The sequence below is a fragment of the Bradyrhizobium sp. MI1.11 genome, assembly GCF_055811255.1.
Genome location: NZ_JBVVPM010000048.1, coordinates 18,295 through 42,483, shown reverse-complemented (window position 1 = coordinate 42,483; position 24,189 = coordinate 18,295). Strand labels below are relative to the sequence as shown.

Annotated in this window: 18 protein-coding genes, 1 tRNA gene and 1 riboswitch; of the genes, 11 read left to right on the top strand and 8 right to left on the bottom strand. The window is 64.4% G+C overall.

Annotated features, from left to right (window positions below):
* The first annotated feature begins 44 nt into the window (after positions 1–44).
* The 3 genes from AC0L30_RS32865 to cysC are packed head-to-tail and all read left to right on the top strand — an operon-like array spanning position 45 to position 5,382.
* The gene (locus tag AC0L30_RS32865; protein ID WP_473406117.1) at positions 45–2,516 is read left to right on the top strand and encodes an FAD/NAD(P)-binding protein; all 2,472 of its coding nucleotides are present in this window, start codon (positions 45–47) and stop codon (positions 2,514–2,516) included.
* The gene (gene cysD, locus AC0L30_RS32860; RefSeq protein ID WP_473406116.1) at positions 2,513–3,484 is read left to right on the top strand and encodes a sulfate adenylyltransferase subunit CysD; all 972 of its coding nucleotides are present in this window, start codon (positions 2,513–2,515) and stop codon (positions 3,482–3,484) included. The genes AC0L30_RS32865 and cysD overlap by 4 nt, the downstream gene beginning before the upstream one ends.
* Positions 3,484–5,382 (top strand): adenylyl-sulfate kinase, encoded by a 1,899-nt coding sequence (gene cysC / locus AC0L30_RS32855; protein WP_473406115.1) that lies wholly within the window; start codon positions 3,484–3,486, stop codon positions 5,380–5,382. Before cysD ends, cysC begins: the two co-directional genes overlap by 1 nt.
* A 49-nt stretch (positions 5,383–5,431) precedes the next feature.
* Here the strand turns inward: cysC and AC0L30_RS32850 are convergent, their stop codons facing one another.
* Positions 5,432–5,641, bottom strand: coding sequence for a DUF1674 domain-containing protein (locus AC0L30_RS32850; protein ID WP_088941367.1), 210 nt, complete (start codon positions 5,639–5,641; stop codon positions 5,432–5,434).
* Positions 5,642–5,828: 187 nt separating this feature from the next.
* Here AC0L30_RS32850 and AC0L30_RS32845 point away from each other — a divergent pair, with 187 nt between their 5' ends.
* The 3 genes from AC0L30_RS32845 to purH all read left to right on the top strand — a co-directional run bounded on the left by AC0L30_RS32845 (position 5,829) and on the right by purH (position 10,809).
* Positions 5,829–7,175 carry an RsmB/NOP family class I SAM-dependent RNA methyltransferase gene (locus AC0L30_RS32845; protein ID WP_473406114.1) on the top strand — a complete coding sequence of 449 codons (1,347 nt, stop codon included), beginning with the start codon at positions 5,829–5,831 and terminating at the stop codon, positions 7,173–7,175.
* Positions 7,176–7,331: 156 nt separating this feature from the next.
* Entirely contained in the window at positions 7,332–9,050 is a 1,719-nt protein-coding gene (locus AC0L30_RS32840) for a heparinase II/III family protein (RefSeq protein ID WP_354200390.1), read from the top strand.
* Between the two features lie 59 nt (positions 9,051–9,109).
* A riboswitch (ZMP/ZTP riboswitch) is annotated at positions 9,110–9,191 on the top strand.
* A 25-nt stretch (positions 9,192–9,216) separates the two neighbouring features.
* Positions 9,217–10,809 carry a bifunctional phosphoribosylaminoimidazolecarboxamide formyltransferase/IMP cyclohydrolase gene (gene purH, locus AC0L30_RS32835; protein WP_473406113.1) on the top strand — a complete coding sequence of 531 codons (1,593 nt, stop codon included), beginning with the start codon at positions 9,217–9,219 and terminating at the stop codon, positions 10,807–10,809.
* 100 nt (positions 10,810–10,909) lie between these two features.
* On the opposite strand, the gene AC0L30_RS32830 is transcribed toward purH, so the two are convergent.
* The gene (locus AC0L30_RS32830; protein WP_473406112.1) at positions 10,910–12,295 is read right to left on the bottom strand and encodes an MFS transporter; all 1,386 of its coding nucleotides are present in this window, start codon (positions 12,293–12,295) and stop codon (positions 10,910–10,912) included.
* 99 nt (positions 12,296–12,394) lie between these two features.
* Here AC0L30_RS32830 and ggt point away from each other — a divergent pair, with 99 nt between their 5' ends.
* Both ggt and AC0L30_RS32820 read left to right on the top strand, forming a co-directional pair.
* A complete protein-coding gene (gene ggt / locus AC0L30_RS32825; RefSeq protein ID WP_473406111.1) occupies positions 12,395–14,146 on the top strand; it encodes a gamma-glutamyltransferase in 1,752 nt (583 codons plus the stop codon).
* A gap of 111 nt (positions 14,147–14,257) precedes the next feature.
* Positions 14,258–15,553, top strand: a complete 1,296-nt coding sequence (locus AC0L30_RS32820; protein WP_007598667.1) for an MFS transporter — start codon at positions 14,258–14,260, stop codon at positions 15,551–15,553.
* A 10-nt stretch (positions 15,554–15,563) separates the two neighbouring features.
* On the opposite strand, the gene AC0L30_RS32815 is transcribed toward AC0L30_RS32820, so the two are convergent.
* Positions 15,564–16,229: a glutathione S-transferase family protein gene (locus tag AC0L30_RS32815; RefSeq protein ID WP_473406110.1), complete on the bottom strand. Its 666-nt coding sequence runs from the start codon at positions 16,227–16,229 to the stop codon at positions 15,564–15,566.
* A gap of 152 nt (positions 16,230–16,381) precedes the next feature.
* Here AC0L30_RS32815 and AC0L30_RS32810 point away from each other — a divergent pair, with 152 nt between their 5' ends.
* The 3 genes from AC0L30_RS32810 (at position 16,382) to panE (ending at position 18,842) form a co-directional block, all read left to right on the top strand.
* Complete coding sequence (locus AC0L30_RS32810; RefSeq protein WP_473406109.1) at positions 16,382–16,978, top strand: DUF2239 family protein; 597 nt, start codon at positions 16,382–16,384, stop codon at positions 16,976–16,978.
* 141 nt (positions 16,979–17,119) lie between these two features.
* The gene (locus AC0L30_RS32805; RefSeq protein ID WP_473406108.1) at positions 17,120–17,734 is read left to right on the top strand and encodes a 2-hydroxychromene-2-carboxylate isomerase; all 615 of its coding nucleotides are present in this window, start codon (positions 17,120–17,122) and stop codon (positions 17,732–17,734) included.
* 184 nt (positions 17,735–17,918) lie between these two features.
* On the top strand, positions 17,919–18,842 hold the full coding sequence (panE, locus tag AC0L30_RS32800; protein ID WP_473406107.1) for a 2-dehydropantoate 2-reductase: 924 nt from the start codon (positions 17,919–17,921) through the stop codon (positions 18,840–18,842).
* Positions 18,843–18,854: 12 nt separating this feature from the next.
* Here the strand turns inward: panE and AC0L30_RS32795 are convergent, their stop codons facing one another.
* The 5 genes from AC0L30_RS32795 to AC0L30_RS32775 all read right to left on the bottom strand — a co-directional run bounded on the left by AC0L30_RS32795 (position 18,855) and on the right by AC0L30_RS32775 (position 23,919).
* Positions 18,855–19,448, bottom strand: coding sequence for a c-type cytochrome (locus AC0L30_RS32795; protein ID WP_473406106.1), 594 nt, complete (start codon positions 19,446–19,448; stop codon positions 18,855–18,857).
* A 215-nt stretch (positions 19,449–19,663) separates the two neighbouring features.
* The gene (locus AC0L30_RS32790) at positions 19,664–20,944 is read right to left on the bottom strand and encodes a PQQ-dependent sugar dehydrogenase (protein WP_007598661.1); all 1,281 of its coding nucleotides are present in this window, start codon (positions 20,942–20,944) and stop codon (positions 19,664–19,666) included.
* 379 nt (positions 20,945–21,323) lie between these two features.
* Positions 21,324–22,310, bottom strand: coding sequence for an NAD-dependent epimerase/dehydratase family protein (locus AC0L30_RS32785; RefSeq protein ID WP_473406105.1), 987 nt, complete (start codon positions 22,308–22,310; stop codon positions 21,324–21,326).
* A gap of 137 nt (positions 22,311–22,447) precedes the next feature.
* Positions 22,448–23,584 carry an HD domain-containing protein gene (locus AC0L30_RS32780; RefSeq protein ID WP_473406104.1) on the bottom strand — a complete coding sequence of 379 codons (1,137 nt, stop codon included), beginning with the start codon at positions 23,582–23,584 and terminating at the stop codon, positions 22,448–22,450.
* Positions 23,585–23,844: 260 nt separating this feature from the next.
* Positions 23,845–23,919: transfer RNA gene (locus tag AC0L30_RS32775), tRNA-Gly, on the bottom strand.
* Positions 23,920–24,189 lie beyond the last annotated feature (270 nt).

Sequence of the window (24,189 nt, the reverse complement as noted above, 5' to 3'; positions counted from 1 at the left end):
CCCGCTCGCGCCTGGGTCAAACATGGCAAATGGGGGATTGAGCGATGATCATCAGCATTGTCGGCGGCGGCGCAACCGGCATCACGATCCTGCGTCATCTGGCGGAGCTCGCCACATCGGGACGAGACCACCACGCGATCAGCGGAATTCAGCTCTTCGATAAATCCGGCTTCGATGGTGGGACGGCCTATCGCACGCAGAGCGATCGCCACCTGCTCAACATGAAGGCGTCGACGATGTCGATCCGTCCGGGCGATCCGGAGGAGTTTCTGCGCTGGCTTCGGGTCCGCGGTCTCAGCTGCCACGGCAACAAGCATCTGCCGCGGATGGTCTACAGGGACTATCTCGACGCAGTGCGACTGGCCGCGATCGCTCAATGCCGCAGCGCCGGTCTGTCCGTCCATGTCGAAGATGCCGAAATCGTCCGCATGCGGCTCTCGCCGGATCGCGATGTCCTGCTGACGACCGACCGCAACATCACGCATATCTCGTCTTTGCTGGTCCTCTGCACCGGTCACAACGCGCCCGACGATCACTACGGTCTCACAGGAAACCCGAACTATCTCCGCGATCCCTATGCGCAATTCACCTTCGCGGATCGCGACGGCTTCGAGATCGGTATCCTCGGAAGCGGGCTCAGCGCGGTCGACACTGCAACGGCGCTGGCCAAGACCCACCAAGCCGTCAGGATGACTTGCCTCTCCAGAAGCGGCCTGTTTCCCACGGTGCAGCCGGCGACTGTTCCCGCAACCACGAACGACTTCCGCGACGCGCTGCATCGCTATGTGACCAGCCGTGAGCGGATCGAGGCCGACGGCTTTGCCGCCCGTCTGTCCGAACTGCTGCTGGAGACCACCGGGATTCGCTGCGACCTGTCATGCCGGAACGTCGATGGCGACGCACTGAGCGATCTCGAGCGCAACATCTTGCGAGCTGAAACCGGCGATCTCAACGTCCACTCCTATCTCGTCAGCGTCATCGACGTGATGTGCGACGCCTGGAGCCGGATGAGCGATGCCGAGAAGATGCGTTTCATGGACCTCTATAATTCCGGCTGGCTTCGCAACCGTTCGGCGATGCCGCTGGAGAACGCGATCCGTATCCGCGACCTGATGCGGTCGGGCAGGCTCTCGGCGCGCGCCCGGCTACGCAGGGTGACCGCCATTGACGGCCGATTTCGCGCGATCCTGGGCGAGGGCGATCATCACGACGTCGATTGCGTCATCGACGCGACAGGACCGTCCTACCGGCCGGATGCCAGCCCGCTCTATCAGGACATGCAGCGACAGGGGCTCATCGCCTTCGACGCGCTCGGCGGGATTCGCTGCGGCTACGACGACAGTCGTGTCCACGACCGCCACGGCACACCTCATCCGAACATCTATGCGGTCGGTGGCCCCACCAAGGGTACACACTTCTACGCCGCCGCTGTCGACGTCAACATGCGCCGCGCACAGATCGTGGTCGATTCGATCCTCAACCCGAAAGGTCCGAAGATGAGCACCATCACGACGTCAGTCGAAGAAACCGACCGCCTTGCCGATCTGGTCCGCCGCGACGATCCTTCGCTCGATACGATGGTGCTCGCGCCGGACGGCAAGTATCAGACGCGGCCCGCCGCGCTGGACGAATTGATGTGGGAGGTGAGGGACTGCCTTGGCGAGGCGTTCCGGCACTGGGCTCCGGAGGACTTCCCGACGCTCTACTGCGCATGGGGGCGCTGCCGCGTAGGTTCGACCGCGCTCACCAACCTCTTCGGCGTCGCCGGGATGCCCTCCTATTTCCAGCCGGTGAAGGCAATCCTGCGCCATCGTCTCGTCGGAAACGCGGGGGAGCCCTGGGCCGTGCCGGTCGCGGCGGAGCAGCCGCACGTCTTCAGCAAGGAAATGGCGGGGCCCTATGTATTGGCCGAAAGCCTGTTCCTGCCGCTGCTGCCATTGATCGAGGCCGGCTGGCCGGCAGACAAGCTCCACATGATCATGCTCGACCGCGATCCCGCCAGCTCACTCGCATCGTGGCTGGAGAAATGGTCGGACCGCGTTCCGGAGGACCGGCTGATCCAGAACTACGTCATCTCCACGCTGAACGCCCTTCGCGTCGAAAGCTACGCAAGGCGGCAGGGTGTGGCCGTCACCCGCTACGTCTATGAAGCCAGCAAGGACGCGACCGGCTCGGTGCGAAAGCTGTTCGACCGGCTCGGCCTCGGCGCCCGCTTCACCGAGAGCGCCGTCACCGATTGGCGGGAGCGCGGGCAGATCGAATCGAAGGGTTCGGGCGTCACCTTCCTCAGCGAGCCCAAGGTCTACACCGTCGTCGGCCTTCATGGATCGGACACCGCCTACCGCTATCGCGGCCGCAAGACGGCGTCACTGAGCGATGCCCAGCTGGCGGTCATCGAACGCTACGGCATCAACGACATCTACCGCGCCTCGGTCGCGGCCTGCGTCGACGACCTCTCGCTGGACGCCGACACTGCGATGCGCCTGTTCGGCGACCGCCTGGGCACGGCCGCATGACCGCTCAGATCGATTCCGCGATAGAGGCGCCAGTGCGCGGCGCCTCCGATCAACCCGCGGCGCGCCACAGCGTCACCAGTCATCTCCAGCGCCTGGAGGCGGAAAGCATCCACATCCTGCGGGAGACGGTGGCCGAATTCCGCAAGCCTGTGATGCTGTATTCCATCGGCAAGGACTCCTCCGTGCTGCTGCATCTGGCGATGAAGGCATTTCATCCCGGCAAGCCGCCGTTTCCGCTGCTGCACGTCGACACGACCTGGAAGTTCCGCGAGATGATCGCGTTTCGCGACCAGCGCGCACGCGATCTCGGCCTCGATCTGATCGTCCATACCAACGACGACGGATTGAACCAGGGCATCGATCCCTTCACCCACGGCTCGGCCCGTTACACCGACGTCATGAAGACGCAGGCATTGCGGCAGGCGCTCGACCTCCACGGCTTCGACGCCGCGATCGGAGGCGCGCGACGCGACGAGGAGAAGGCGCGCGCCAAGGAGCGCGTGTTCTCGCACCGGAGCGCGGCGCATCGCTGGGATCCGAAGAACCGGCGGCCGGAGCTGTGGAGCCTGTACAACACGATGCTCGCGCCCGGCGAGAGCATGCGGGTGTTTCCGCTGTCGAACTGGACCGAGCTCGACGTCTGGGATTACATCCTGCTCGAGGACATCCCGATCGTTCCGCTCTATCTGGCAGCTCCGCGCCCGGTGGTCGAGCGCGACGGCGCGCTAATCATGGTGGACGATCAACGGATGCCGCTGCTTGCAGGCGAAGAGCCGCGGTGGCGCTCCGTCAGGTTTCGCACCCTTGGCTGCTATCCCCTCAGCGGCGCGACGATCTCGACGGCGGCAACTCTGCCCGAGATCGTACGGGAGATGATGGCATCACGCACCTCGGAACGGCAGGGACGCATGATCGACCGGGACAGTCCCGCATCGATGGAGCGCAAGAAAGCGGAGGGCTACTTCTGATGTCCTATCACGAGGCCCCCACGATCGCCGCAACCGACGTGCCGCGGCTCGAACAGGACGACGATCGTCCGACGCTGCGTTTCGTCACCTGCGGCAGCGTCGACGACGGCAAGAGCACGCTGGTCGGCCGCCTGCTCTACGATTCGAAGACGCTCCTCGACGACCAGCTCGACGCGCTCGCCTCGGAAAGCAAAACGTCCGGCACCACCGGCGGCGATCTCGATTTCGCTCTGCTGGTCGACGGTTTGCAGGCCGAGCGCGAGCAGGGCATCACGATCGACGTCGCCTACCGGTTCTTCGCCACCAAACTGCGGCGCTTCATCGTCGCCGACACGCCCGGGCATGCGCAGTATACGCGCAACATGGCGACCGGCGCCTCCAACGCCGATCTCGCCGTGGTGCTGGTCGACGCCCGCAAGGGCGTGATCACGCAGACACGGCGCCACAGCCACATCCTGTCGCTGCTCGGCATCCGCCACGTCGTGCTCGCCGTGAACAAGATGGATATGATCGGCTTCGACGGGGACTGCTTCGCGGCCATCACCGCCGAATATCTGACCATGGCCGGTCAACTCGGGATCTCCCAGGTCCAGTGCATCCCGGTCGTTGCGCCCGACGGCGACAACATCGTCGCCGCGAGCGCGCGGATGCCCTGGTACGCCGGGCCGACCGTCACGGCCTATCTGGAATCGGTGGACGTTGCCGGCGACGTCTCGCGGCGGCCGTTCCGGCTGCCGGTGCAATGGGTCAACCGGCCTCATGCGGAGTTTCGCGGCTTCTGCGGGCGAATCGCCAGCGGTACGATCGCGACCGGCGAGAGCATCGCCGTGCAGCCCTCGGGCCGTCGCACGAAAGTCGCGCGCATTCTCACACCCGGCGGCGAGCGCGACCGGGCTGTGGCGGGCGATTCGGTGACGCTGACTTTGGCGGACGAGATCGACGTCAGCCGCGGCGACGTGCTGACGGCAGGACCCGCGCCCCTGATCTCGGATCAACTGGCCGCCCATCTCGTCTGGTTCGACGACGAGGCCATGGTCCCGGGCCGGCGCTATTTGCTCAAATGCGGCACGGCCTCGACCGGCGCGGTGATCACGACGCTCAAGCACCGTATCGCCATCGACACCATGGCGCTGGAGAGCGCCGCCACGCTCGATGCCAACCAGATCGGCTACGTCCATTTCAGCCTCGACCGTCCGCTGGTGTTCGAGGCCTATCGCGACGACCGCGACATGGGCAGCTTCATTCTCGTCGATCCGATCAGTCACCGCACGGCTGCCGCGGGGATGATCGACCTCTCGCTGCGGGCGGCCACCAATATTCATTGGCAGCACCTTGCGGTGGATAAATCCGTGCGGTCACGGCTGAAGCAGCAGCGGCCCTGCGTGCTCTGGTTCACCGGCCTCAGCGGTGCCGGCAAATCGACGATCGCCGATCTCGTCGACCGCAGGCTTGCCGAACTCGGACGCCACGCCGCGCTGCTCGACGGCGACAATCTGCGCCACGGCATCAATCGCGACCTCGGCTTCTCCAGTGCGGAGAGGATGGAGAACGTCCGGCGCGTCGCGGAGATCGCAGCGCTGTTCGTCGATGCCGGCATGGTCGCGCTGGTCGCGCTGATCTCACCCTTCCGCAGCGAGCGCGAGCTGGCCCGCCAGCGGGTCGAGGCAGGCGAGTTCATCGAGATCCATGTCGCGACCCCGCTCGCCGAATGCGAGCGCCGCGATCCGAAGGGACTCTATCGCAAGGCACGGGCAGGGGAGCTGAAGGGTTTCACCGGCATCGATGATCCCTACGAGGCACCGCAGGCGCCGGAGATCACCATCGACACCTCGGAACTGTCAACCGAGGCGGCCTGCGAACGCATCATCCGCTATCTCCGGGAGCATGATTATCTGTAGCGGCCGGGACCGGTCTTGCCCGGCATCATCCGGGCGGCCGGCACAGAGCTCAGAAGTCGGAAGCGATGCCCTTGCGCTCCCAATCGCCATAGCGGGTCGGTTCGGGTCCTTTTGGCCCCTGCAACTCCTTTGGCGTCGCCTGGCCGTCGTTTTTGGCTCGGACTGCCGCAGCCTGCCGGCGCGCTTCGGCCTCGGCCAGCGCACGCTGGGCGGCCGGTGTGAGCTGCTTGCGGTCGGAAACGGGAGGCTGGTCACTCATCGTCGGCTTTCTAGCGCGGGACGGCCCGCGACGCGACGCCCAATAACGCATTCCTGAAATGGCTCCGAAAGGGCTGAAAAACCCGGAAGCGATTCTTACATTTGGCATATTCGCGTGCCAGAGATCGCCTTCTCAAGGCATGCGCCCATTACGGCGAACTGCCGCTCGCTCAGAACCTTGTTTCCGCATGCCTTCTCAACGTTTCGCTCCTCCATCCGAAGTGCCCGGTCTCGCGGCGCGGCGGATTGCCGCCGACATCGTCGACGGCGTGCTGCAAAAGCACCGCACGCTTGACGAGCAGCTCGACGGCAGCGGCGCCCATCCCGGACTGAAGACGCTCCCCGATCGCGACCGCGCGCTGATGCGCCGCCTGGTCGCCACCGTGCTGCGCCGGCTCGGCACGCTCGGCCATGTGCTGTCCCGCTTGCTCGACAAGGGCATTCCCTCCGACGCGCCGCGCGCGCAGAGCGCGCTGTTGATCGGCGCTGCCCAGATCCTTTGGATGGATGTGCCCGATCACGCGGCCGTCGATCTCTCCGTTCGCCTCGTGCAATCCGACCGGCGCGCCGCGCGCTATGCCGGCCTCGTCAACGCCGTGCTGCGCCGCTGCGCCCGCGAGGGCAAGGCGCTGGTGGACGAGGTTGCGGCGCAGTCGCTGGACCTGCCGCCCTGGATGGTCGCGCGCTGGAGCGCGCATTACGGCGAGACGGTCGCAAGGGACATGGCGCTCGCGCTCAGCCACGATCCTTCGCTGGATCTGACCGTGAAGTCGGACGCCGCGCAATGGGCGAGCCGCTTACATGGCGAAGTGCTGCCAACGGGATCGGTGCGTACGGTGCTGCACGGCGCGGTGACCATGCTTCCCGGCTTCGCCGAAGGACAATGGTGGGTGCAGGACGCCGCCGCTGCGCTGCCGGCCCGGCTGTTCGGCGACATCAAGGGCAAATCCATCGCCGATCTCTGCGCCGCTCCCGGCGGCAAGACCGCGCAGCTGGCGCAGGCCGGTGCGCATGTCACGGCCATCGACCGCTCGCCTGCCCGGGTGGCGCGGCTGCGTGAAAATCTGACGCGGTTGTCGCTCCAGGCCGAGACTGTCGTCGCCGACGCCGCGGAATGGGCCGGCCCTGCCGATGGCTTCGACGGCATCCTGATCGATGCGCCCTGCACCTCGACCGGGACGATCCGCCGCCACCCCGATGTCTCCTGGCTCCGGCAGGAATCCGATATCGCCGCAATGACCGTGCTCCAGCGGCGGCTGCTGCAAAAATCGGTCTCGCTGCTCAAGCCCGGCGGGACGCTGGTCTACTGTACCTGCTCGCTGGAACCCGAAGAGGGCGAGCATGCGGTCGCCGCGCTGCTGGCCGCAGAGCCCGGGCTTCGCCGGGTCCCGATCGATGCGTCCGAGGTGTCGGGGCTCAGCGAGATCATCACCGCCGAGGGCGATTTGCGCACTCTGCCCAGCCATCTGCCGAACGTCGATCCCAAGCTCGGCGGGCTCGACGGATTTTTCGCGGCCCGGCTCGTTAAATCCTGATTTTGCACTGGATTTTGCAACTACGGCGCTGATTCGCGTCGTTCAAGGTGGTGTCGGCCGTCCGATTTTGGGATTAATAAGGATTCGTCGGAATCCTCTCCCCCATCAAGGCAAGGCGTGTCGGTCGCTCAACGCAGACGTATCTCGACGCTGGTGATGAACCGCTTCGCGCGGAACATGCTCGCGCGCGCGAGCGGCGGTTCCGTCGCCCTGTCGCGGGTCTGGCCTGGCCGCGCCGACCGGTTGATCATCGCGCCGCATGATCTGCGCACCGCAGATGCGACCCGCGCCGCCGAGATCTATGCCGGCCGCTTCGTCTTCGCCGGCAAGATCGTCAACTGCCACGGTCGATCGATCTTCGATCTCGAGCCGCCCTCGGAGGATTGGGAGGTCGCGCTGCTCGGCTTCGGCTGGCTGCGCCATTTGCGCGCCGCCGACACCGCGCTGACGCGCGCAAATGCGCGCTCGCTGATCGAAGACTGGATCGGCAACCCTGCCAGCAAGCGCCGTCCCGTCGCGCGACGCGCCGACGTGCTGGCGCGGCGCGTGATCTCCCTGCTGTCGCAGGCGCCGCTGGTGCTCAACGACACCGACAACAAATTCTACCGCCGCTATCTGCGCGCGCTGGCGCGCGAAATCCGCTTGCTGCGCTACACCATGGTCAACATCCCCGACGGAGTGCCGAAGCTCCAGGTGCTGATCGCGCTGTGCTATGCGGCGCTGTGCCTCGCCAACCAGGCAAGTCACATCCGCAGCACCTCGAAAAAGCTCTCCGATGAATTGCAGCGGCAGATCCTGCCCGACGGCGGCCATGTCTCGCGCAACCCGGGCGCGCTGATCGAGCTGTTGATCGACCTGTTGCCGCTGCGGCAGACCTTTGCCGCGCGCAATATCGCGCCGCCGCCCGCGCTGCTCAACGCGATCGACCGCATGATGCCGATGCTGCGCTTCTTCCGCCACGGCGACGGCAATTTCGCGCTGTTCAACGGCATGAGCGCGACGCCCTCGGACCTGCTCGCGACGCTGCTTGCCTATGACGACACCCACGGCGCGCCGATGTCGAACATGCCGCACACCGGTTTCCAGCGCCTCGATGCGGGCCAGACCACTTTGATCATCGACACCGGCCCGCCGCCGGCAGCCAGCGTCAGCCACGACGCCCATGCCGGCTGCCTGTCGTTCGAACTGTCCTCCGGCATCAGCCGCATCGTCACCAATTGCGGCATGCCGGCCACGGGCCGCGACAATTGGCGGCCGTTCGCACGCGGCACGGCGGCGCATTCGACGCTGACCTATCACGACACCTCGTCATGCCAGTTCGTGGAGATGTCGGCGATGAAGCGGCTCTTGCACGGTGCTCCGGTCACCAGCGGCCCCGTCGAGGTCGAGAGCTATCGCGAAATCGTGCAGAACGGCACGCTGCTCACGACGTCGCATGACGGTTACCTGACAAAATTCGGCGCGATCCATCGCCGCGTGCTGATGATCGCCAATGACGGCGCGCGCATCGACGGCGAGGACACGTTGTCGCCGCCGCAAGGCGGACGCTTCAAGGGTCCGGATGCCGATTTCGCGCTGCGATTCCATCTGCACCCGGCGGTGAAGGCGAGCCGGCTGTCCGACGCCCGCGGCGTCATGCTGGTGCTACCGAACCGCGACGTCTGGACCTTCGAGGCGCTCGACGACAAGGTGGAGCTCGAGGACAGCGTGTCCCTGGCCGGCAATGACGGCCCGCGCCGCACCGCGCAGATCGTGATCCGCCAGGATGCGCGGCAGGCGCCCTCGATCCGCTGGAGTTTTGTCCGCTCCAGCGCCTCGCCGGCAGTCACGAATGCCCGCAGAAATGCGCGGCGGGAGCCGGAACTTCCGCTGTAGACGCATGTGATTCGGCCCGATCTGAACGTTGTGAAAGCGATCGAAAACTGCTATCGAGCCCTCGCTCGCGCGACTGGCGACCTTGGATGGAGCACCATCGGGAAGCGCGGGACTGAGAAGCCGCGCGCCTGGGCATAGACACTCCTTCAGACAGAGGATCTTGCTCATGACTGACCATCCCCGCCGCGTCACCCGCGCCCTTCTCTCCGTTTCCGACAAGACCGGCCTGATCGAATTCGCAAAGGCGCTTGCCGCGCACGATGTCGAACTGGTCTCGACCGGCGGTACCGCGAGGGCGATCGCCGCGGCCGGCCTTGAGGTGAAGGACGTTTCCGAGCTGACCGGCTTCCCCGAGATGATGGATGGCCGCGTCAAGACGCTGCATCCGAAGGTGCATGGCGGCCTGCTCGCGATCCGCGACAACAAGGACCATGCGGATGCGATGACGGCGCATGGCATCGCGCCGATCGATCTCCTCGTCGTCAATCTCTATCCGTTCGAGGCGACCGTCGACAAAGGCGCGGGCTTCGAGGATTGCATCGAGAACATCGATATCGGCGGCCCCGCGATGATCCGCGCCGCCGCGAAGAACCATGACGACGTCGCCGTCGTGGTCGAGGCGCAGGACTACCAGGCCGTTCTCGACGAGCTCGCCGCCAACAAAGGTGCGACCACGCTGAAGCTGCGCCGGCGCCTTGCCGCCAAAGCCTACGCGCGCACCGCAGCTTACGATGCCGCGATCTCGAACTGGTTCAACCGCCAGCTCGAGATCGACGCGCCCGATTTCCGTGCCTTCGGCGGCCGGCTGATCCAGTCGCTGCGTTATGGCGAGAATCCGCACCAGACTGCGGCGTTCTATGCGACCCCCGACAAGCGGCCGGGCGTCTCGACCGCGCGGCAGCTCCAGGGCAAGGAGCTCTCGTACAACAACATCAACGACACCGATGCGGCCTATGAATGCATCGGCGAGTTCGACGCCAAGCGCACCGCGGCCTGCGTCATCATCAAGCATGCCAATCCCTGCGGCGTCGCGGAGGGCTCCGACCTCGTCAGCGCCTACCGCAAGGCGCTGGCCTGCGATTCCACCTCGGCCTTCGGCGGCATCATCGCGATGAACCGCGCACTCGATGCCGACACCGCGCGCGAGATCACGAAAATCTTCACCGAGGTGATCATCGCGCCCGACGCAAGCGAGGAAGCGATCGCCATCATCGGCGCGCGTAAGAACCTGCGGCTTCTGCTCGCCGGCAGCCTGCCCGATCCGCGCGCGCCCGGCCTCACCGCCAAGACGGTGGCGGGTGGTCTCCTCGTGCAGAGTCGCGACAACGCCGTGGTCGACGACATGACCTTCAAGGTTGTCACGAAGCGCGCGCCCACTGATGCCGAGATGCGCGACCTGAAGTTTGCGTTTCGGGTGGCGAAGCACGTCAAGTCCAACACCATCATCTACGCCAAGGATCTCGCCACCGTCGGCATCGGTGCCGGCCAGATGAGCCGGGTCGATTCAGCGCGGATCGCGGCACGCAAGGCCCAGGATGCGGCCGCCGAGCTGAAGCTCGCCGAGCCGCTCACCAAGGGCTCGGTGGTGGCGTCGGATGCGTTCTTCCCGTTCGCCGACGGCATGCTGGCCTGCATCGAAGCCGGCGCCACCGCCGTGGTGCAGCCCGGCGGCTCCATGCGCGACGACGAGGTCATCAAGGCTGCCGACGAGCATGGCATCGCCATGGTGTTCACGGGCACGCGGCACTTCAGGCATTGATTGAATGGCGGTAGCCCGGATGGAGCGAAAGCGAAATCCGGGTTCTCGCCTCACGGAGAGACCTTCCCGGATTGCGCTTCGCTCCATCCGGGCTACGAAGCTACTCCCGCACCCGCATCAACAGCGCCAGCCCCGCAACGAAGAACACCACCAGCACGGCCATGCCGGCCTTTTGGCTCGCCGTCACCGCGGTGATCACGCCGATCAGCAGCGGGCCGATGAAGGACGTCACTTTCCCAGTCAGCGCGAACAGACCGAAATACTGCGCGATGCGGTCCTTCGGTGCGAGACGGATCAGGAGCGTGCGTGAGGCGGCTTGCAGCGGACCGCCGGCTGCACCGATCAGGCAGCCCAGCACCAGATAAGCGCGCTCTGACGCAGCGGCGAACAATGCACCGCCGGGCGCGGGCGGCGCGACCTTGATGAAGAAGATCGAATCCTTGTCGACCAGCAGGATCGCCGCCAGCGCCAGCAACAGGATCAGCATGCTGCCGGCGATCACGCGCTTCGGCCCGAAGCGATCATCCAGCTTGCCGCCGAACCACGCGCCAAACGCGCCGGCGATCGCGAGCATGATGCCAAAGGTGCCGATCTGGATCGTGTGCCAGCCGAACGTGCCGGCAGCATAGATGCCGCCGAAGGCAAACAGCGACACCAGACCGTCGGTGTAGATCATGTTGGCGAGTAGAAACGCCGCAAGCGATTTCTGCTGCGGCAGACCTTTGATCGATTGCCTCAGCTCCGACAAGCCTTCGTGCAGCGCCTCGCGCACCGGGCGCTTCGCCGGATAGTCCGGCGTGAACAGGAACATCGGCGTCACGAAAATGATGAACCAAAGCCCGGTCAACGGTCCGGCGGCGCGGTCGCCCTGATGGCTGACGGGATCGAGCCCGAACAGAGGCGTGAGCCCGAGCAGCGTGCGGCCGGTCTCAGGATTGGCTGCAAGCAGGCCGAGCACGATGATCAGGCTGACGATGCCGCCGACATAGCCCGTCGCCCAGCCGGTGCCGGAAAGCCGGCCGATGCGCTCCGGCGGCACCAGCGTCGGCATCATCGCATTGTTGAAGAGAGTGGCGAATTCCGCGCCGACGCTGGCGAGCGCGACCGCGGTGAGCAGCGGCGGAATGATCGAGGGATCGCCGGGCTTCCCGATCCACAGCGTGCAGGATGCCAGCACCAGCACTGCGCCAAATCCCGCGATCCATGGCTTCCTGCGGCCTGAAGCATCGGCGATAGCCCCCAACACCGGCGACATCAACGCGATCGCGAGGCCCGCGGCAGCCATCGCAAAGCCCCACAGCGATTGCCCGGTGGCGGGATTCGGCGCAATGCCGGTGGCGAAATAGGGCGCGAACACGAAGGTCGTGATCAGCGTGAAATAAGGCTGCGCGGCCCAGTCGAAGAAGATCCAGCTGACGACGGCGCTACGCGGCGGATAGGTCCGCTGCGCGCCGGCGATGCGCGCATCCGGGGCGATCGTCGTCACTCCATAATCCTCATCACGAACAGTTTTGCCTCTGTCTGGGCAAACCGTATAGCATTGCAGCGCTGCATGTGAACTGCCCATGGCCTTTGCGGAAGTTTGATGATGTCGTCTTTTTCGACACGGCGGACATTTTTCGCCTTCCTTGCCACTCTGGCGTTCGGACTTCCGGCCGCGACCGCGCAGGATGCGCGGCGGGCCTATGTACCGCCCGCGCTCGACACGGTGCATGCCGTTCCCGCTGAGCACGGCATGGTGGTGGCGCAGGAGAAAATCTCTGCGCAGGTCGGCGCCGACATCCTGCGGCGCGGCGGCAATGCCGTCGACGCCGCGGTCGCGACCGGCTTTGCGATGGCCGTGACCTATCCACGCGCCGGCAATATCGGCGGCGGCGGCTTCATGGTGATTCATTCCACTGAGCGCAACGAAGACATCACGATCGATTATCGCGAGACCGCGCCGGCTGCGACCACGCCCCAGATCTTCCTCGGTGCCGACGGCAAGCCCGATGCGGCGAAGTCGCGGGATTCCGCGCTCGGCGTCGGCGTGCCCGGCACTGTTGCGGGTCTTGCGCTGGCGCTGGAAAAATATGGCTCGGGCCGGTTCACGCTGGCGCAACTGCTCGAGCCCGCAATCGCGCTCGCCCGCGATGGCTTCCTCGTCGGCGACGACATCGCCGACACGCTCCCGGGCTGGCACAAGCGGCTGGTGCGCTGGCCCTCCTCGGCCAGGATCTTCTCGCGGCCTGATGGCACGCCACTCAGTGAAGGCGACCGGCTGGTGCAGAGCGATCTCGCCGAAACGCTGTCGGCTGTCGCCGCACAGGGCCCGCGCGGTTTCTATGAGGGGCCGGTCGCGGAGAAACTCGCCAAGGCCGTGGCCGACGCGGGCGGCATCATGACGCCGGCCGATTTGAAATCCTATCAGGCGGTGATCCGCGCCCCGGTGCGCGGCACCTATCGCGGCTATGACATCGTGTCGATGCCCTTGCCGTCATCGGGCGGCGTGGTGCTGGTGGAGACGCTTAATATCCTCGAAGGTTTTCAGCTCGCCGATCTTAAACAGGGATCGCCGGCTTCGCTGCATCTGCTGATCGAGGCCATGAAGCGCGCTTATGCGGACCGGGCGCGCTATCTCGGCGATCCCGCCTTCGTCAACGCACCGATCGGGACGCTCACCGCCAAAGATTACGCCGCTAAACTGCGGGCAACCATCTCCGCCGATCGCGCCACGCCGTCGAAACAGCTCGTTTCCACCGCGACCTCACCGCACGAGGGCAGCAACACCACGCATTTTTCCGTCGTCGACGGCAGCGGCAACGCAGTCAGCAACACCTATACGCTGAACTTCAGTTACGGCGTCGGCCTCGTCGCCGACGGCACCGGCGTGCTGCTCAACAACGAGCTTGACGATTTCACAGCGGCGGTTGGCGCTTCCAATGCCTACGGCCTTGTCGGCTACGAGGCCAATTTGCCCGGGCCGGGCAAGCGGCCGCTGTCCTCGATGTCGCCGACCATCGTGTTGAAAGACGGCAAGCCGGTTCTGGTGACTGGCTCGCCCGGCGGCAGCCGCATCATCTCGACCGTGCTCCAGGTGATCGTCAACGTGCTCGATTACAAGATGGACGTGGCGGCCGCCGTGGCCGCACCGCGGCTGCACCACCAATGGCTGCCCGACGAGGTCCGGATCGAGAGCGGATTTCCCGACAATGTGCTGCTCGAGCTGAAGGCGATGGATCATCTCATCGTCACGCCGATGGGGCAGACATCGGCGAATTCGATTGCGGTGACCGCCAACGGTCCGCTCGGCGCGCCCGATCCGCGTAGCCGGGGTGCGGAAGCAGCGGGGCAGTAACTCTGTCGTTGCATGGCGCGAAGGCCGGCGGCCGGCTTGCGCAGGCCGCCGCGCGTGCTACCACCGCGAGGCCAAAGAGGCCGCAAAAGAAAACACTGTCGGGAAACGCACATGACCACCGTTGATCCGAACCAGCGCATCGAACGCGCCGAGATCGAGGACACCAGCCTTCTTGCTTTCTATCGCGACATGAACGCGCCGGAGCGGCGGACGTTCTGGGCCTGCGCCGCGGGCTGGGCGCTCGACGGCATGGACTTCATGATCTATCCGCTGGTGATCGGCACCATCATCGCGCTATGGAAGGTCGATGCGGGATCGGCCGGCCTCGCCGGCACCGTGACGCTGCTGGCTTCCGCCATCGGCGGCTGGCTCGGCGGCTATCTCTCCGATCATATCGGCCGGGTCAGAACGCTCCAGATCACCATCATCTGGTTCTCGTTCTTCTCGCTGGTCTGCGCGGTCGTGCAGAATTTCGAACAGCTCCTGATCGCACGCGCGGTGCTGGGCCTCGGCTTCGGCGGGGAGTGGGCGGCGGGCGCCGTGCTGATGGGTGAAGCGATCCGGCCGCAATATCGCGGGCGTGCGGTCGGCTCGGTGCAGTCGGGCTGGGCGGTCGGCTGGGGCCTCGCGGTGCTGTCGCAGGCGATCCTGTTCTCGGCTTTGCCGGCGGAGACGGCGTGGCGCTGGATGTTCGTGGTCGGCGCGCTGCCGGCGCTGCTGGTGTTCTACATCCGCCGCTCCGTGACCGAGCCGGAGATCGCGGCTGAGGCCCGCGCCAAGCAGGCGGCGAGCGGCAATCGCCCGGCGCTCTGGGAAATCTTCTCCGGTCCAATCCTGAAGACCACGATCCTGGCGTCGCTGATGGCGACAGGCTGCCAGGGCGGCTATTACGCCGTCACCTTCTGGGTGCCGCAGTTCTTGACCAAGGAGCGGCATCTGTCGATCGTCGGCTCGACCGGCTATCTCTCGACGCTGATCATCGGCTCCTTCATTGGCTATCTCACCGGCGCCTGGCTCGCCGACCGGATCGGACGGCGCAATCTCTTTCTGACCTTCTCGATCGGCGCGATGGCGGTGGTGCTGCTTTACACGCAGCTGCCGCTCACCAACGAAATCCTGTGGGTGCTCGGCTTCCCGCTCGGCTTTTTCGCCTCGGGCTATTTCTCCGGCGTCGGCGCATTCCTGACCGAGCTTTATCCAACGCGACTGCGCGGCTCGGGCCAAGGGTTCTGCTACAATTTCGGCCGCGGCATCGGCGCGCTGTTTCCGTTCCTGGTCGGAGCGCTGTCGGCGACGACGTCGCTTGCGAATGCGATCGCGATGTTCGCGGTGGTGGCTTACGCGCTGTTCTTCATCGCCGCCTTCGCGCTGCCGGAGACGCGCGGGCGCGTGCTGCACGCGGACTGATGAAGGCTAACTATCGTCCGACCTGATACGGCCCGCCCTTTTCGAGGGCGCGACTGTACGCCGGCCGTGCATGAATGCGCTCCAGGAACGCCATCGCCTTGGGGTGGCCAAGCTCGAGCCCGCCGCGCGCCTGGGCTGCCTCGAGCGGAAAGCTCATCTGGATGTCGGCGGCGGTGAATTCGTTGCCGGCGAACCACTCGCTCTTGCCGAGCTCGCCTTCCCAATAATCCATGTGCTGCTTGAGCTGCGGATTGACCAATGCGGTGAGCGCCTGGTTCGAGACCTTGCGTACCAGCGGGCGGAGCAACGCCGGCGCGCGCTTCGGCATCAGCGTGAACAGCAGCTTGAGCAGCAGCGGCTGCATCGCCGAGCCTTCCGCATAGTGCAGCCAATAGGTGAAGCGCAGCCGCTCGGGCGTGTTCGGCGGCGGGACCAGCCGGCCGTTGCCGTAGGTGGCGATGAGATATTCGATGATCGCGCCGGATTCAGCGATGGTGTTGCCGTTGTCGGTGACGACGGGCGACTTGCCGAGCGGATGGATGGCGCGCAGCTCCTTCGGCGCGCGCATGTCCGGCTGTCGCTGATAGCGCACGATCTCGTAGGGCACGCCCAACTCCTCGAGCAGCCACAGCACGCGCTGCGATCGGGAATTGTTGAGGTGATGAACGGTCAGCATCGCGTGGTCCCCGGGGCTAGGCATGGTCGATCGGCCGCGCCGTTCGTGCCAGCCCGGGAACACAATGTCGAGCCATCCGGTCGGATATTTTAACCCGGGTATATTGACCTCAGCAATTTACCCGGGTATTAAAGTCGCCAATCGCGACGAATATGGCAATGATTCCAATGCAGAAGACTTTCACCGCTTTCCAAGGGCATCGTCGCCTGGTCTCCGGGCCGGCAGGAGAGGTCGCGCTGGTCATCAAGCGGATGACGGAGCGGCCCGACGAGCCCATCATCATCTTCGAGGACGCCACGGGCCGAACGATCGACTTCGATCTGCGCGGCGGAGACCGCGAGGTGCTGGCGCGGCTGGCGAAGCTTGTCCCGCCCCCGGTTGAGGACACCCCATCGCCGAGCGAGCCGCGCGGCCGCGGCCGGCCGAAGCTCGGCGTGGTCGCGCGCGAGGTGACGCTGCTGCCGCGGCACTGGGAGTGGCTCAGCGCGCAAGCAGGCGGCGCTTCGGTCGCGCTGCGGAAACTTGTCGAAGAGGCGCGGCGTGCCAGCGGCGACAAGGATCGCGCGCGGCAGGCGCGCGATGCGGCCTATCACTTCATGTCGACCATGGCCGGCAATCTGCCGCAGTTCGAGGAAGCTTCGCGCGCACTGTTTGCGGATGACCGGCGGCGTTTCACCGGACTGATCGCAGATTGGCCCGCCGACATCCGCGACCACATCGTCAAGCTCGCCTACAGCGACCGCGCTTGAGCTTGAGGCGTTCGTACGCGCAACTCGCGCCCAACGTGTTCGCGCGCTCACAGTATTATGACCGTCATTAAACGGTGGACCTGTGGTGCGCGCCGCGCCACAATGGATGGCAATCCAGATCAAGAAGCCAGGTCAGGGAGGATGATTTTGACCCGCACAGCCCCGCAATTCCTATTCGATTTCGGCAGCCCGAACGCCTATCTCAGTCATCTCGCGATTCCGGCCATCGAGCAACGCATCGGCGTTAAATTCGAGTACGTGCCGATCCTGCTCGGCGGCATCTTCAAGTCGACCAACAACAAGTCCCCGGCCGAGACGCTTGCCGGCGTCAAGAACAAGCGGGAATTCCAGGCGGTCGAGACCGAGCGCTTCGTCAAGCGCTTCAAGGTGCAGCCCTATGTCTGGAATCCCTTCTTCCCCGTCAACACGCTGAACCTGATGCGCGCGGCGATCGCGGCGCAGCTCGAAGGCGTGTTCGAAACATACGTCGAGGCCGCCTTCCATCACATGTGGCGCGAGCCGAAGAAGATGGACGATCCGGAAATCGCGGCCAAGGCGCTGGCGTCCTCCGGCCTCGACGCGCAAAAGCTGTTCACCCGCGCCGGGGAACCCGAGGTGAAGGGCAGATTGATCAAGAACACCGAGGAGGCTGTCGCGCGCGGCGCGTTCGGCTCGCCGACCTTCTTTGTCGGCAACGAGATGTTCTTCGGCAAGGAGCAGTTGCGCGAGGTCGAGGAGATGGTCTCGGGGAAGTGATTTTCGTATGATGGACAGATCGAGCCATCATCTCTGATGTCGTCCTGGCGAAAGCCAGGACCCATAACCACCGAAGGCTGTGGCTGTGACGAGCTGGGGCTCCAGCTTGCCCGACAATATACAGTCGGGGTAATGGGTCCTGGCTTTCGCCAGGACGACAGCAAGAAACAACAAGGACAATCCCATGCGTATCCTCGTGGTCGGCGCTGGCGCCATCGGCGGCTATTTTGGTGGCAGGCTGTTGCAGGCGGGCCGCGACGTCACCTTCCTGGTCCGGCCGCGGCGCGCCAGCGAGCTCGCGAGCGCCGGCCTCGTCATCAAGAGCCCGAACGGCGACGTGACCTTGAAAAATCCGCCGACCGTTCAGGCCGACGCGCTCAAGGACAAGTTCGACGTCGTGCTGCTCAGCTGCAAGGCCTTCGACCTCGATGACGCCATCAAGTCGTTCGCGGCAGCAGTCGGGCCGGATACCGCGATCATCCCGATGCTCAACGGCATGAAGCATCTCGACATCCTCGACGGCAAGTTCGGCAAGGAGCGCGTGCTCGGTGGCCTCTGCGCCATCGCCGCGACGCTCAACGAAAAGCGTGAGGTGGTGCAGCTGCAGCCGATGCAGTCGATCAATTACGGCGAGCGCGATGGCAAGCTGTCGGATCGGGTCAAGGCGATCGACGAGGCCTTCAAGAGCGGCATCGTTGGGGCCACCGCCAGCCAGAACATCATGCAGGACATGTGGGAGAAGTGGGTGTTCCTGTCCTCGCTTGCTGCGTCCACCAGCCTGATGCGCACCTCCGTCGGCAATATTCTCGCCGCGCCCGGCGGCAGGGATTTCCTGCTCGGCATGCTGGACGAGACCAGTGCGATCGCCGCCGCGTCGGGCTACTCGCCGGGCGGGCCGTTCTTCGAGCGCGTGAAGGGCAATCTCACCACCGAGGGTTCGCCGATGACGGCCTCGATGTTCCGCGACGTCAAGGCCGGCCTGCCGGTCGAGGCCGATCACGTCATCGGCGACCTCATCGAGCGTGCCGATGCCGCCAAGGTGCCGGTGCCGAAGCTGCGCATCGCGTACACGCATTTGAAGGCGTATGAGAAGCAGCGGGCGGGCTGACCGCAGCTTCCGCTATTTGAAATACGCGAGATAGTGCGAGACGGCGGTGATTTCCTCATCGCTCATGTGATAGGCGACATCGGCCATCGCGGCGCCGCCACCGCCGACGCGCTGACTGCTCTTGTAGTCGTGCAGCGCCTTGACGAGGTATTCCTCGCGCTGGCCTGCCAACCGCGCGACGGCCTTGGTGCCGGCAAAGCTATCCGTATGACATGAGGCGCAGCGGCGGCCGGCGGCAACTTGCGCGCCCTTTTTCGACAGGTCCGGATCCTTGTCCTCTGCCGCTGTCGGCGGCGTCAGCGCGGCGAAATAGGCGCCGAGATTGCGGACGTCCTCGTTGGTGATTTCTTCGGCGATCGGCTGCATCTGGTCGTTCTTGCGCGAGCCGGCGCGGAAGAACACCAGCTGCCATTGCAGGAATTGATCGGGCTGGCCAGCGAGCGAAGGGATGTTCTCGGTCTGCGAGATGCCGTTCTCGCCGTGACAGCCGGCGCAGACGGCGGCCTTCTCCTTGATCGCAGGATTGTCGGCGGCGCTTGCGGAGAGAGAACCGAGCGCGAGAAGCGCAACCGCGCTGATTGCGTGCGAGATGAACTGCCGGCGCATGATTGGGATTCCGATCTATCGAACGCGTCATTCCGGGGCGAAGAAGCGCGAGCTATGATGCGCAATGGCGCATCTGAGAATTCCATAACCCGCGTTCGTGGCCAAGGGTTCCGGACTTGCGCGCAAGCGGCGCGCGATCAGGAACGACAGCGTGCGAAATTGAAATGAGAAAGGCTGCGGCGCCGCTCGGCACCGCAGCCTCGTGTCGTCTCATGCTACTTCTTGCTGTAGCTGATGCGGTAGATCGCGCCGGCCCAATCGTCGGCGACGAGGATCGAGCCATCCTTGGCGAGGATGATGTCGTCGGGACGGCCGAGATAGCCCTGGTCGCCCTCGATCCAGCCGGAGGCGAACACCTCCTGCTTGGCGTTCTTGCCGTCGGGACCGACGATCACGCGCATGATGCGGCCGCCCTGGTACTTGTGACGATTCCAGGAGCCGTGCTCGGCGATCAGGATGTTGTTCTTGTACTCGGCGGGGAATTGGTCGCCGGTATAGAATTTCATGCCGAGTGGAGCGACGTGAGCGCCGAGGTTGAGCACCGGCGGCGTGAACTCGGAGCATTTGTGGCCCATCGCAAATTTGGTATCCGGCAGGTCACCCTGGTGGCAGTAGGGATAGCCGAAGTGCTCGCCGATCTTGCTGATCATGTTCAGCTTGTCCGAGGGCAGATCGTCGCTGATCCAGTCGCGGGCATTCTCGGTGAACCAGAACTTGCCGGTGCGCGGATCGACGTCGCCGCCGACCGAGTTGCGAACGCCGAGCGCGTAGATTTCCGCATTGCCGGTCTTGGGATCGACGCGGCGGATCTGCGAGACGCTGGTCGGGGGCACGCCGATGTTGAAGGGCGGTCCGAACGGAATGTAGAACCAGCCTTCCTTGTCGACCGCGATGTACTTCCAGCCATGCGCGGCATAGGACGGCATGTCGTCATAGACGACCTTGCCCTCGCCGGGATTGTCGAGCTTGTTTTCGATGTCGTCGTAGCGGATCAGCTTGTCGACCGCGATGACGTAGAGCGCACCGTCCTTGACGGCCAGACCCGTGGGCATGTTCAGCCCCTTGAGGATGGTCTTGACCTCTTTCTTTCCGTTGTTGTCCTTGATCGCGTAGACGTTGCCGAGGCCGAACGAGCCGACGAACAGCGTGCCCTTGTCACCCCAGGCCATCTGCCGCGCGGCCAGCACACCGGACGCGTAGACCTCCATCTTGAAGCCAGCCGGCAGCTTGACCTTCTTGACGATATTGGCGAGTTCGGCGTCGGACGCGCCGGTCGGCGGCCCCGACGGCGGCGCCAGGCCCTTCTGCGCCTCGGTCTCGTCGCCGAGGAACCAGTCGTCCGGCGGATGGGTCCAGAACTCCTTGGTGCCGGATTCGTATTTCTTCAGCGGCTTGTTCTTGTCCTGCTGCTGCGCGTGACCGACGCTTGTCCCCGCGAGAAGGGCAACCGCTGCAAGCGCCAGGATGGATTGAAAGACGGATCGATGGAATTTCATCGCGTCACTCCCCTAAGGCAGCCGTCAGGGCTGCACATTTCTTTTATTTTGCTGTCGAGAGGCGAAGTTCGGACTCTGTCGAGAGGACAGACGCAGAAAGGTTAGCACATCTGCGAGCGGTGAGAAGCGCGCCGCGTGCGATGCGATAGCGCTCAGTAAAAATTGAGACGGAAAGTCAATGATGGCGAACGCCGCGACAACAACGCTCTCGCTGCAGCGCGGAATCAAGATCACGCGCGGCTAATTTACAGGCAGCAGGAGGTTCGGAACAAAAAAACGCGAAAACAACCCCATGCACAGTAGAACGGCTCCGGCCATCTTGCTGCCGGTGATTCCGGGTAGACATCTGACGAGTCGAGCGAATTAGCAAAGGTGGCGGCTACGGGGCGACGGGGTAGGGACCATCGTCGAAAATCGTCTCATGATAGCCTTTCGATCCGATATCGCGCGCCAGCGTGCTGCGAAAATCGCGATCATCGCGAAGACAGTTCAGGACATGCGCGAAGTCGAATTCGGGCCGCCAGCCGAGCTCGTGCCGCGCGCGCTCGTTGACATAGACGCGATCGATCGCGGGGAACAGGCGCCAGCCGCGCGCCGCGTAGAGCTCCGCACAATCCGGATAGAGCTCGCGCACCACACCGGCCGCGTCGCGCGCCAGCGCAGTCAGGTGGCGCTGCTCGAACGGGCTTGTGGCCGACACGATGGTGCGGGCAAACCCGATGTCCGGCGCACGCTCGGCGGCGAGCAGATGGGCGCTCACCGCGTCCGCGATATCCAGCCGGCGATAGAGCAGCTCGTTGGCCTGCGTGTTCTCCGCCGCGTAAGCCGACCGCACCGCCGGATCGTCATCGTCTTCCGGGAAGAAGCGCGAGGTCCTCAAGACCACGACGGGCAGGCCGCGCTCGCGATGGAACAACTCGCAGAGGGTCTCGGCCATCAGCTTGGTCGTGCCGTAGATGTTCTTCGGGATCGACGGCAGGTCCTCCGTGACCCACACCGCGGCCTGTCCCGCCTCGGAGCGGAGCTGCGAGCCGAACGCGCTGGTGGTGCTGGTGAAGACAAAACTGCGCACGCCGGCGGCCACAGCCGCTTCGAGCAAATTGAGCGTGCCGGTGACGTTGGTGTCGATGAAATCTTGCTTGCTGTGGGTCGCCACATGCGGCTTGTGCAGCGTCGCGGTGTGGATCACCGCGGTGACGCCGTCCATCTGGCGCCGCACGAAATCGGAATCGACGATCGAGCCGACGGCATCGGTGAAGGGCGATGGCTTCAAATCGATCCCATGCGCAGGCGACCCGCGCCCGCGGAGCGTGCGGAGAAGGCCCTCGCCGAGATGGCCCGCGCTGCCTGTGACCAAAATCGTCATTCGCGACCCAATACAGCCGCCAGCGGCGTGGAAGACCACGAACCGACCCGGTTTGGCTGATCAGCACCGAGGCCGCCGACCACATCAAGAAAGATGCTTGTATGTCGCCGAACCATGAGCACGCGCCTCAGCTAGTTCTAAATGTCATCGTCCTCAGCAACGTCGATCGGAATGAGTTGAAAGTCAGGACTTGGCTTTCCCAGCACGGTGTCGTCCGGCAAGATAAGATGACCTTTATGATCAAAGGGTTGGCGCCGATCTGCGATCGCGTTCCCCAAGATCATGAACGTCCGTGTATCATCGCTGTAAACTGACTCGAATGTTTGCCAATATATTGGTGCAGTATCTGCGCCTAGCAGGCGGACAAACTCGGAGAACTCGGCGGGGCGGCTATGGCAGCAAATCAGCTCCGCCGTAACGTAGTCCGCGATCGAAAGAACGGCCTTATGAATTCTTGCGTCAGGCGTTCGAGCTGAAAATATTAATTTTGTTCTATTGTCACCAAACTTAAAGGCGATTCCTTGGTCTTGGTGCCAGAATACTCTGCTCTTAGGAGCAATCGTACGGTGCTGTAGGATGACCTGTGGGGTACGCTCCGGGTCAAACTCAAGAACATCAGCGAGCCGGAGAAGCGCGGCCAGGAATCGGAGGTTCACCGACGCAGCGGGCGATCCAACAAGACGAGCGTCAAACCGGGACTCGGATAACTCGTTGTAGCCTTCGTGGTGACTCTTGCAGAGCATCACCAAGTCGTCAATCCAACCCGGATATAGGCCGGGAGTAACAGACTTCAGGTGCTCCTGTATCCAGTCTTCGCTCCAATCGTTGTGTCTTGAACGACAATAATACGCACAAACCTCGTCGGCGAGATTGATACCCGATACGGTATTCATTCCCTTCAGCGGCAGCGCCACCTTAGGCCAACTTTCATCGAGCCAATTTTGTAGTTCTTTTCGTTCAATCGGATTCAGCAATTTGTCGTCAGCGGTGCATAGATAGTTGTAGTGAGATTGCACGTTGCTTCTGCTCGGCGACATTCCAATGTCGTGCAGATAAGCGCTCAGCAGAAGTTGCGCTAGTTCAACGTCGCTTAGACGCGGTCGATTTCGCGACTGGCCGCGCGCCCTATATAGCTTCGCGGCGATCCCGATAGAGCTCGCACGCGACAGCGGCCGGGTCGCGGGCGAGCGCCGCGAGATGGTGCGACTCGAAGGGCTCGTGGCGGAGACGATGTAGCGACCGAAGCCGACCGTCGGCGCGCTCGACGGCGGCAAGATGGGCGCCCGCCGCGTCCGCTACATCCAGCCGTCGATAGAGCTGCGCGTCGGCCTGCGTTCGCCAGCGCGTAAGGAGCGCGCATCGAGATCGCCATCTGATTCCGGAAAGAAGCGCGACGTTCGCAATGACGACCGGCAGACCGCGCCCCCGAAAGACCGCGGCCTGTTCCGCCTTCGGCCCTGCAGACCCAATACAGCCGCCAGCGGCGTGGAAAACCACGTGCCCGTCCGGTCCGGCTGGATGCTTTGGGAAAAATTGGAGCGGGCGAAGGGGCTCGAACCCTCGACCCCGACCTTGGCAAGGTCGTGCTCTACCACTGAGCTACACCCGCATCCTGTGTCGGTCGCATGACTGCGCCGGCAACGGCTGTCGTATGCCAAAAGCGGGAGGGGAATGCAACAGCTACCGGCGGCATAGATGCGCAATCGGAGGCCCGATATCAACCCGAACGCGGCCAAATGACCCAAAAAGGCCCCGGAACCGTCGAATCGGCACGCACGGATTGAAATTCGGCCGTCCCGGCCCAATTTAGGGCCAACAGCGAAGCATATGAATTGGCGACGTGCTAAAGACCCGCCAATTCCAGACATCAGACGAGGGG

What these genes read in the sequence shown, in the direction of transcription:
- AC0L30_RS32865 (WP_473406117.1), top strand. Translation starts at nt 45, where the DNA reads ATGATCATCAGCATTGTCGGCGGCGGCGCAACCGGCATCACGATCCTG.
- cysD (WP_473406116.1), top strand. Translation starts at nt 2,513, where the DNA reads ATGACCGCTCAGATCGATTCCGCGATAGAGGCGCCAGTGCGCGGCGCC.
- cysC (WP_473406115.1), top strand. Translation starts at nt 3,484, where the DNA reads ATGTCCTATCACGAGGCCCCCACGATCGCCGCAACCGACGTGCCGCGG.
- AC0L30_RS32850 (WP_088941367.1), bottom strand. Translation starts at nt 5,641, where the DNA reads ATGAGTGACCAGCCTCCCGTTTCCGACCGCAAGCAGCTCACACCGGCC.
- AC0L30_RS32845 (WP_473406114.1), top strand. Translation starts at nt 5,829, where the DNA reads ATGCCTTCTCAACGTTTCGCTCCTCCATCCGAAGTGCCCGGTCTCGCG.
- AC0L30_RS32840 (WP_354200390.1), top strand. Translation starts at nt 7,332, where the DNA reads ATGAACCGCTTCGCGCGGAACATGCTCGCGCGCGCGAGCGGCGGTTCC.
- purH (WP_473406113.1), top strand. Translation starts at nt 9,217, where the DNA reads ATGACTGACCATCCCCGCCGCGTCACCCGCGCCCTTCTCTCCGTTTCC.
- ggt (WP_473406111.1), top strand. Translation starts at nt 12,395, where the DNA reads ATGATGTCGTCTTTTTCGACACGGCGGACATTTTTCGCCTTCCTTGCC.
- AC0L30_RS32820 (WP_007598667.1), top strand. Translation starts at nt 14,258, where the DNA reads ATGACCACCGTTGATCCGAACCAGCGCATCGAACGCGCCGAGATCGAG.
- AC0L30_RS32815 (WP_473406110.1), bottom strand. Translation starts at nt 16,229, where the DNA reads ATGCTGACCGTTCATCACCTCAACAATTCCCGATCGCAGCGCGTGCTG.
- AC0L30_RS32810 (WP_473406109.1), top strand. Translation starts at nt 16,382, where the DNA reads ATGGCAATGATTCCAATGCAGAAGACTTTCACCGCTTTCCAAGGGCAT.
- AC0L30_RS32805 (WP_473406108.1), top strand. Translation starts at nt 17,120, where the DNA reads ATGATTTTGACCCGCACAGCCCCGCAATTCCTATTCGATTTCGGCAGC.
- panE (WP_473406107.1), top strand. Translation starts at nt 17,919, where the DNA reads ATGCGTATCCTCGTGGTCGGCGCTGGCGCCATCGGCGGCTATTTTGGT.
- AC0L30_RS32795 (WP_473406106.1), bottom strand. Translation starts at nt 19,448, where the DNA reads ATGCGCCGGCAGTTCATCTCGCACGCAATCAGCGCGGTTGCGCTTCTC.
- AC0L30_RS32790 (WP_007598661.1), bottom strand. Translation starts at nt 20,944, where the DNA reads ATGAAATTCCATCGATCCGTCTTTCAATCCATCCTGGCGCTTGCAGCG.
- AC0L30_RS32785 (WP_473406105.1), bottom strand. Translation starts at nt 22,310, where the DNA reads ATGACGATTTTGGTCACAGGCAGCGCGGGCCATCTCGGCGAGGGCCTT.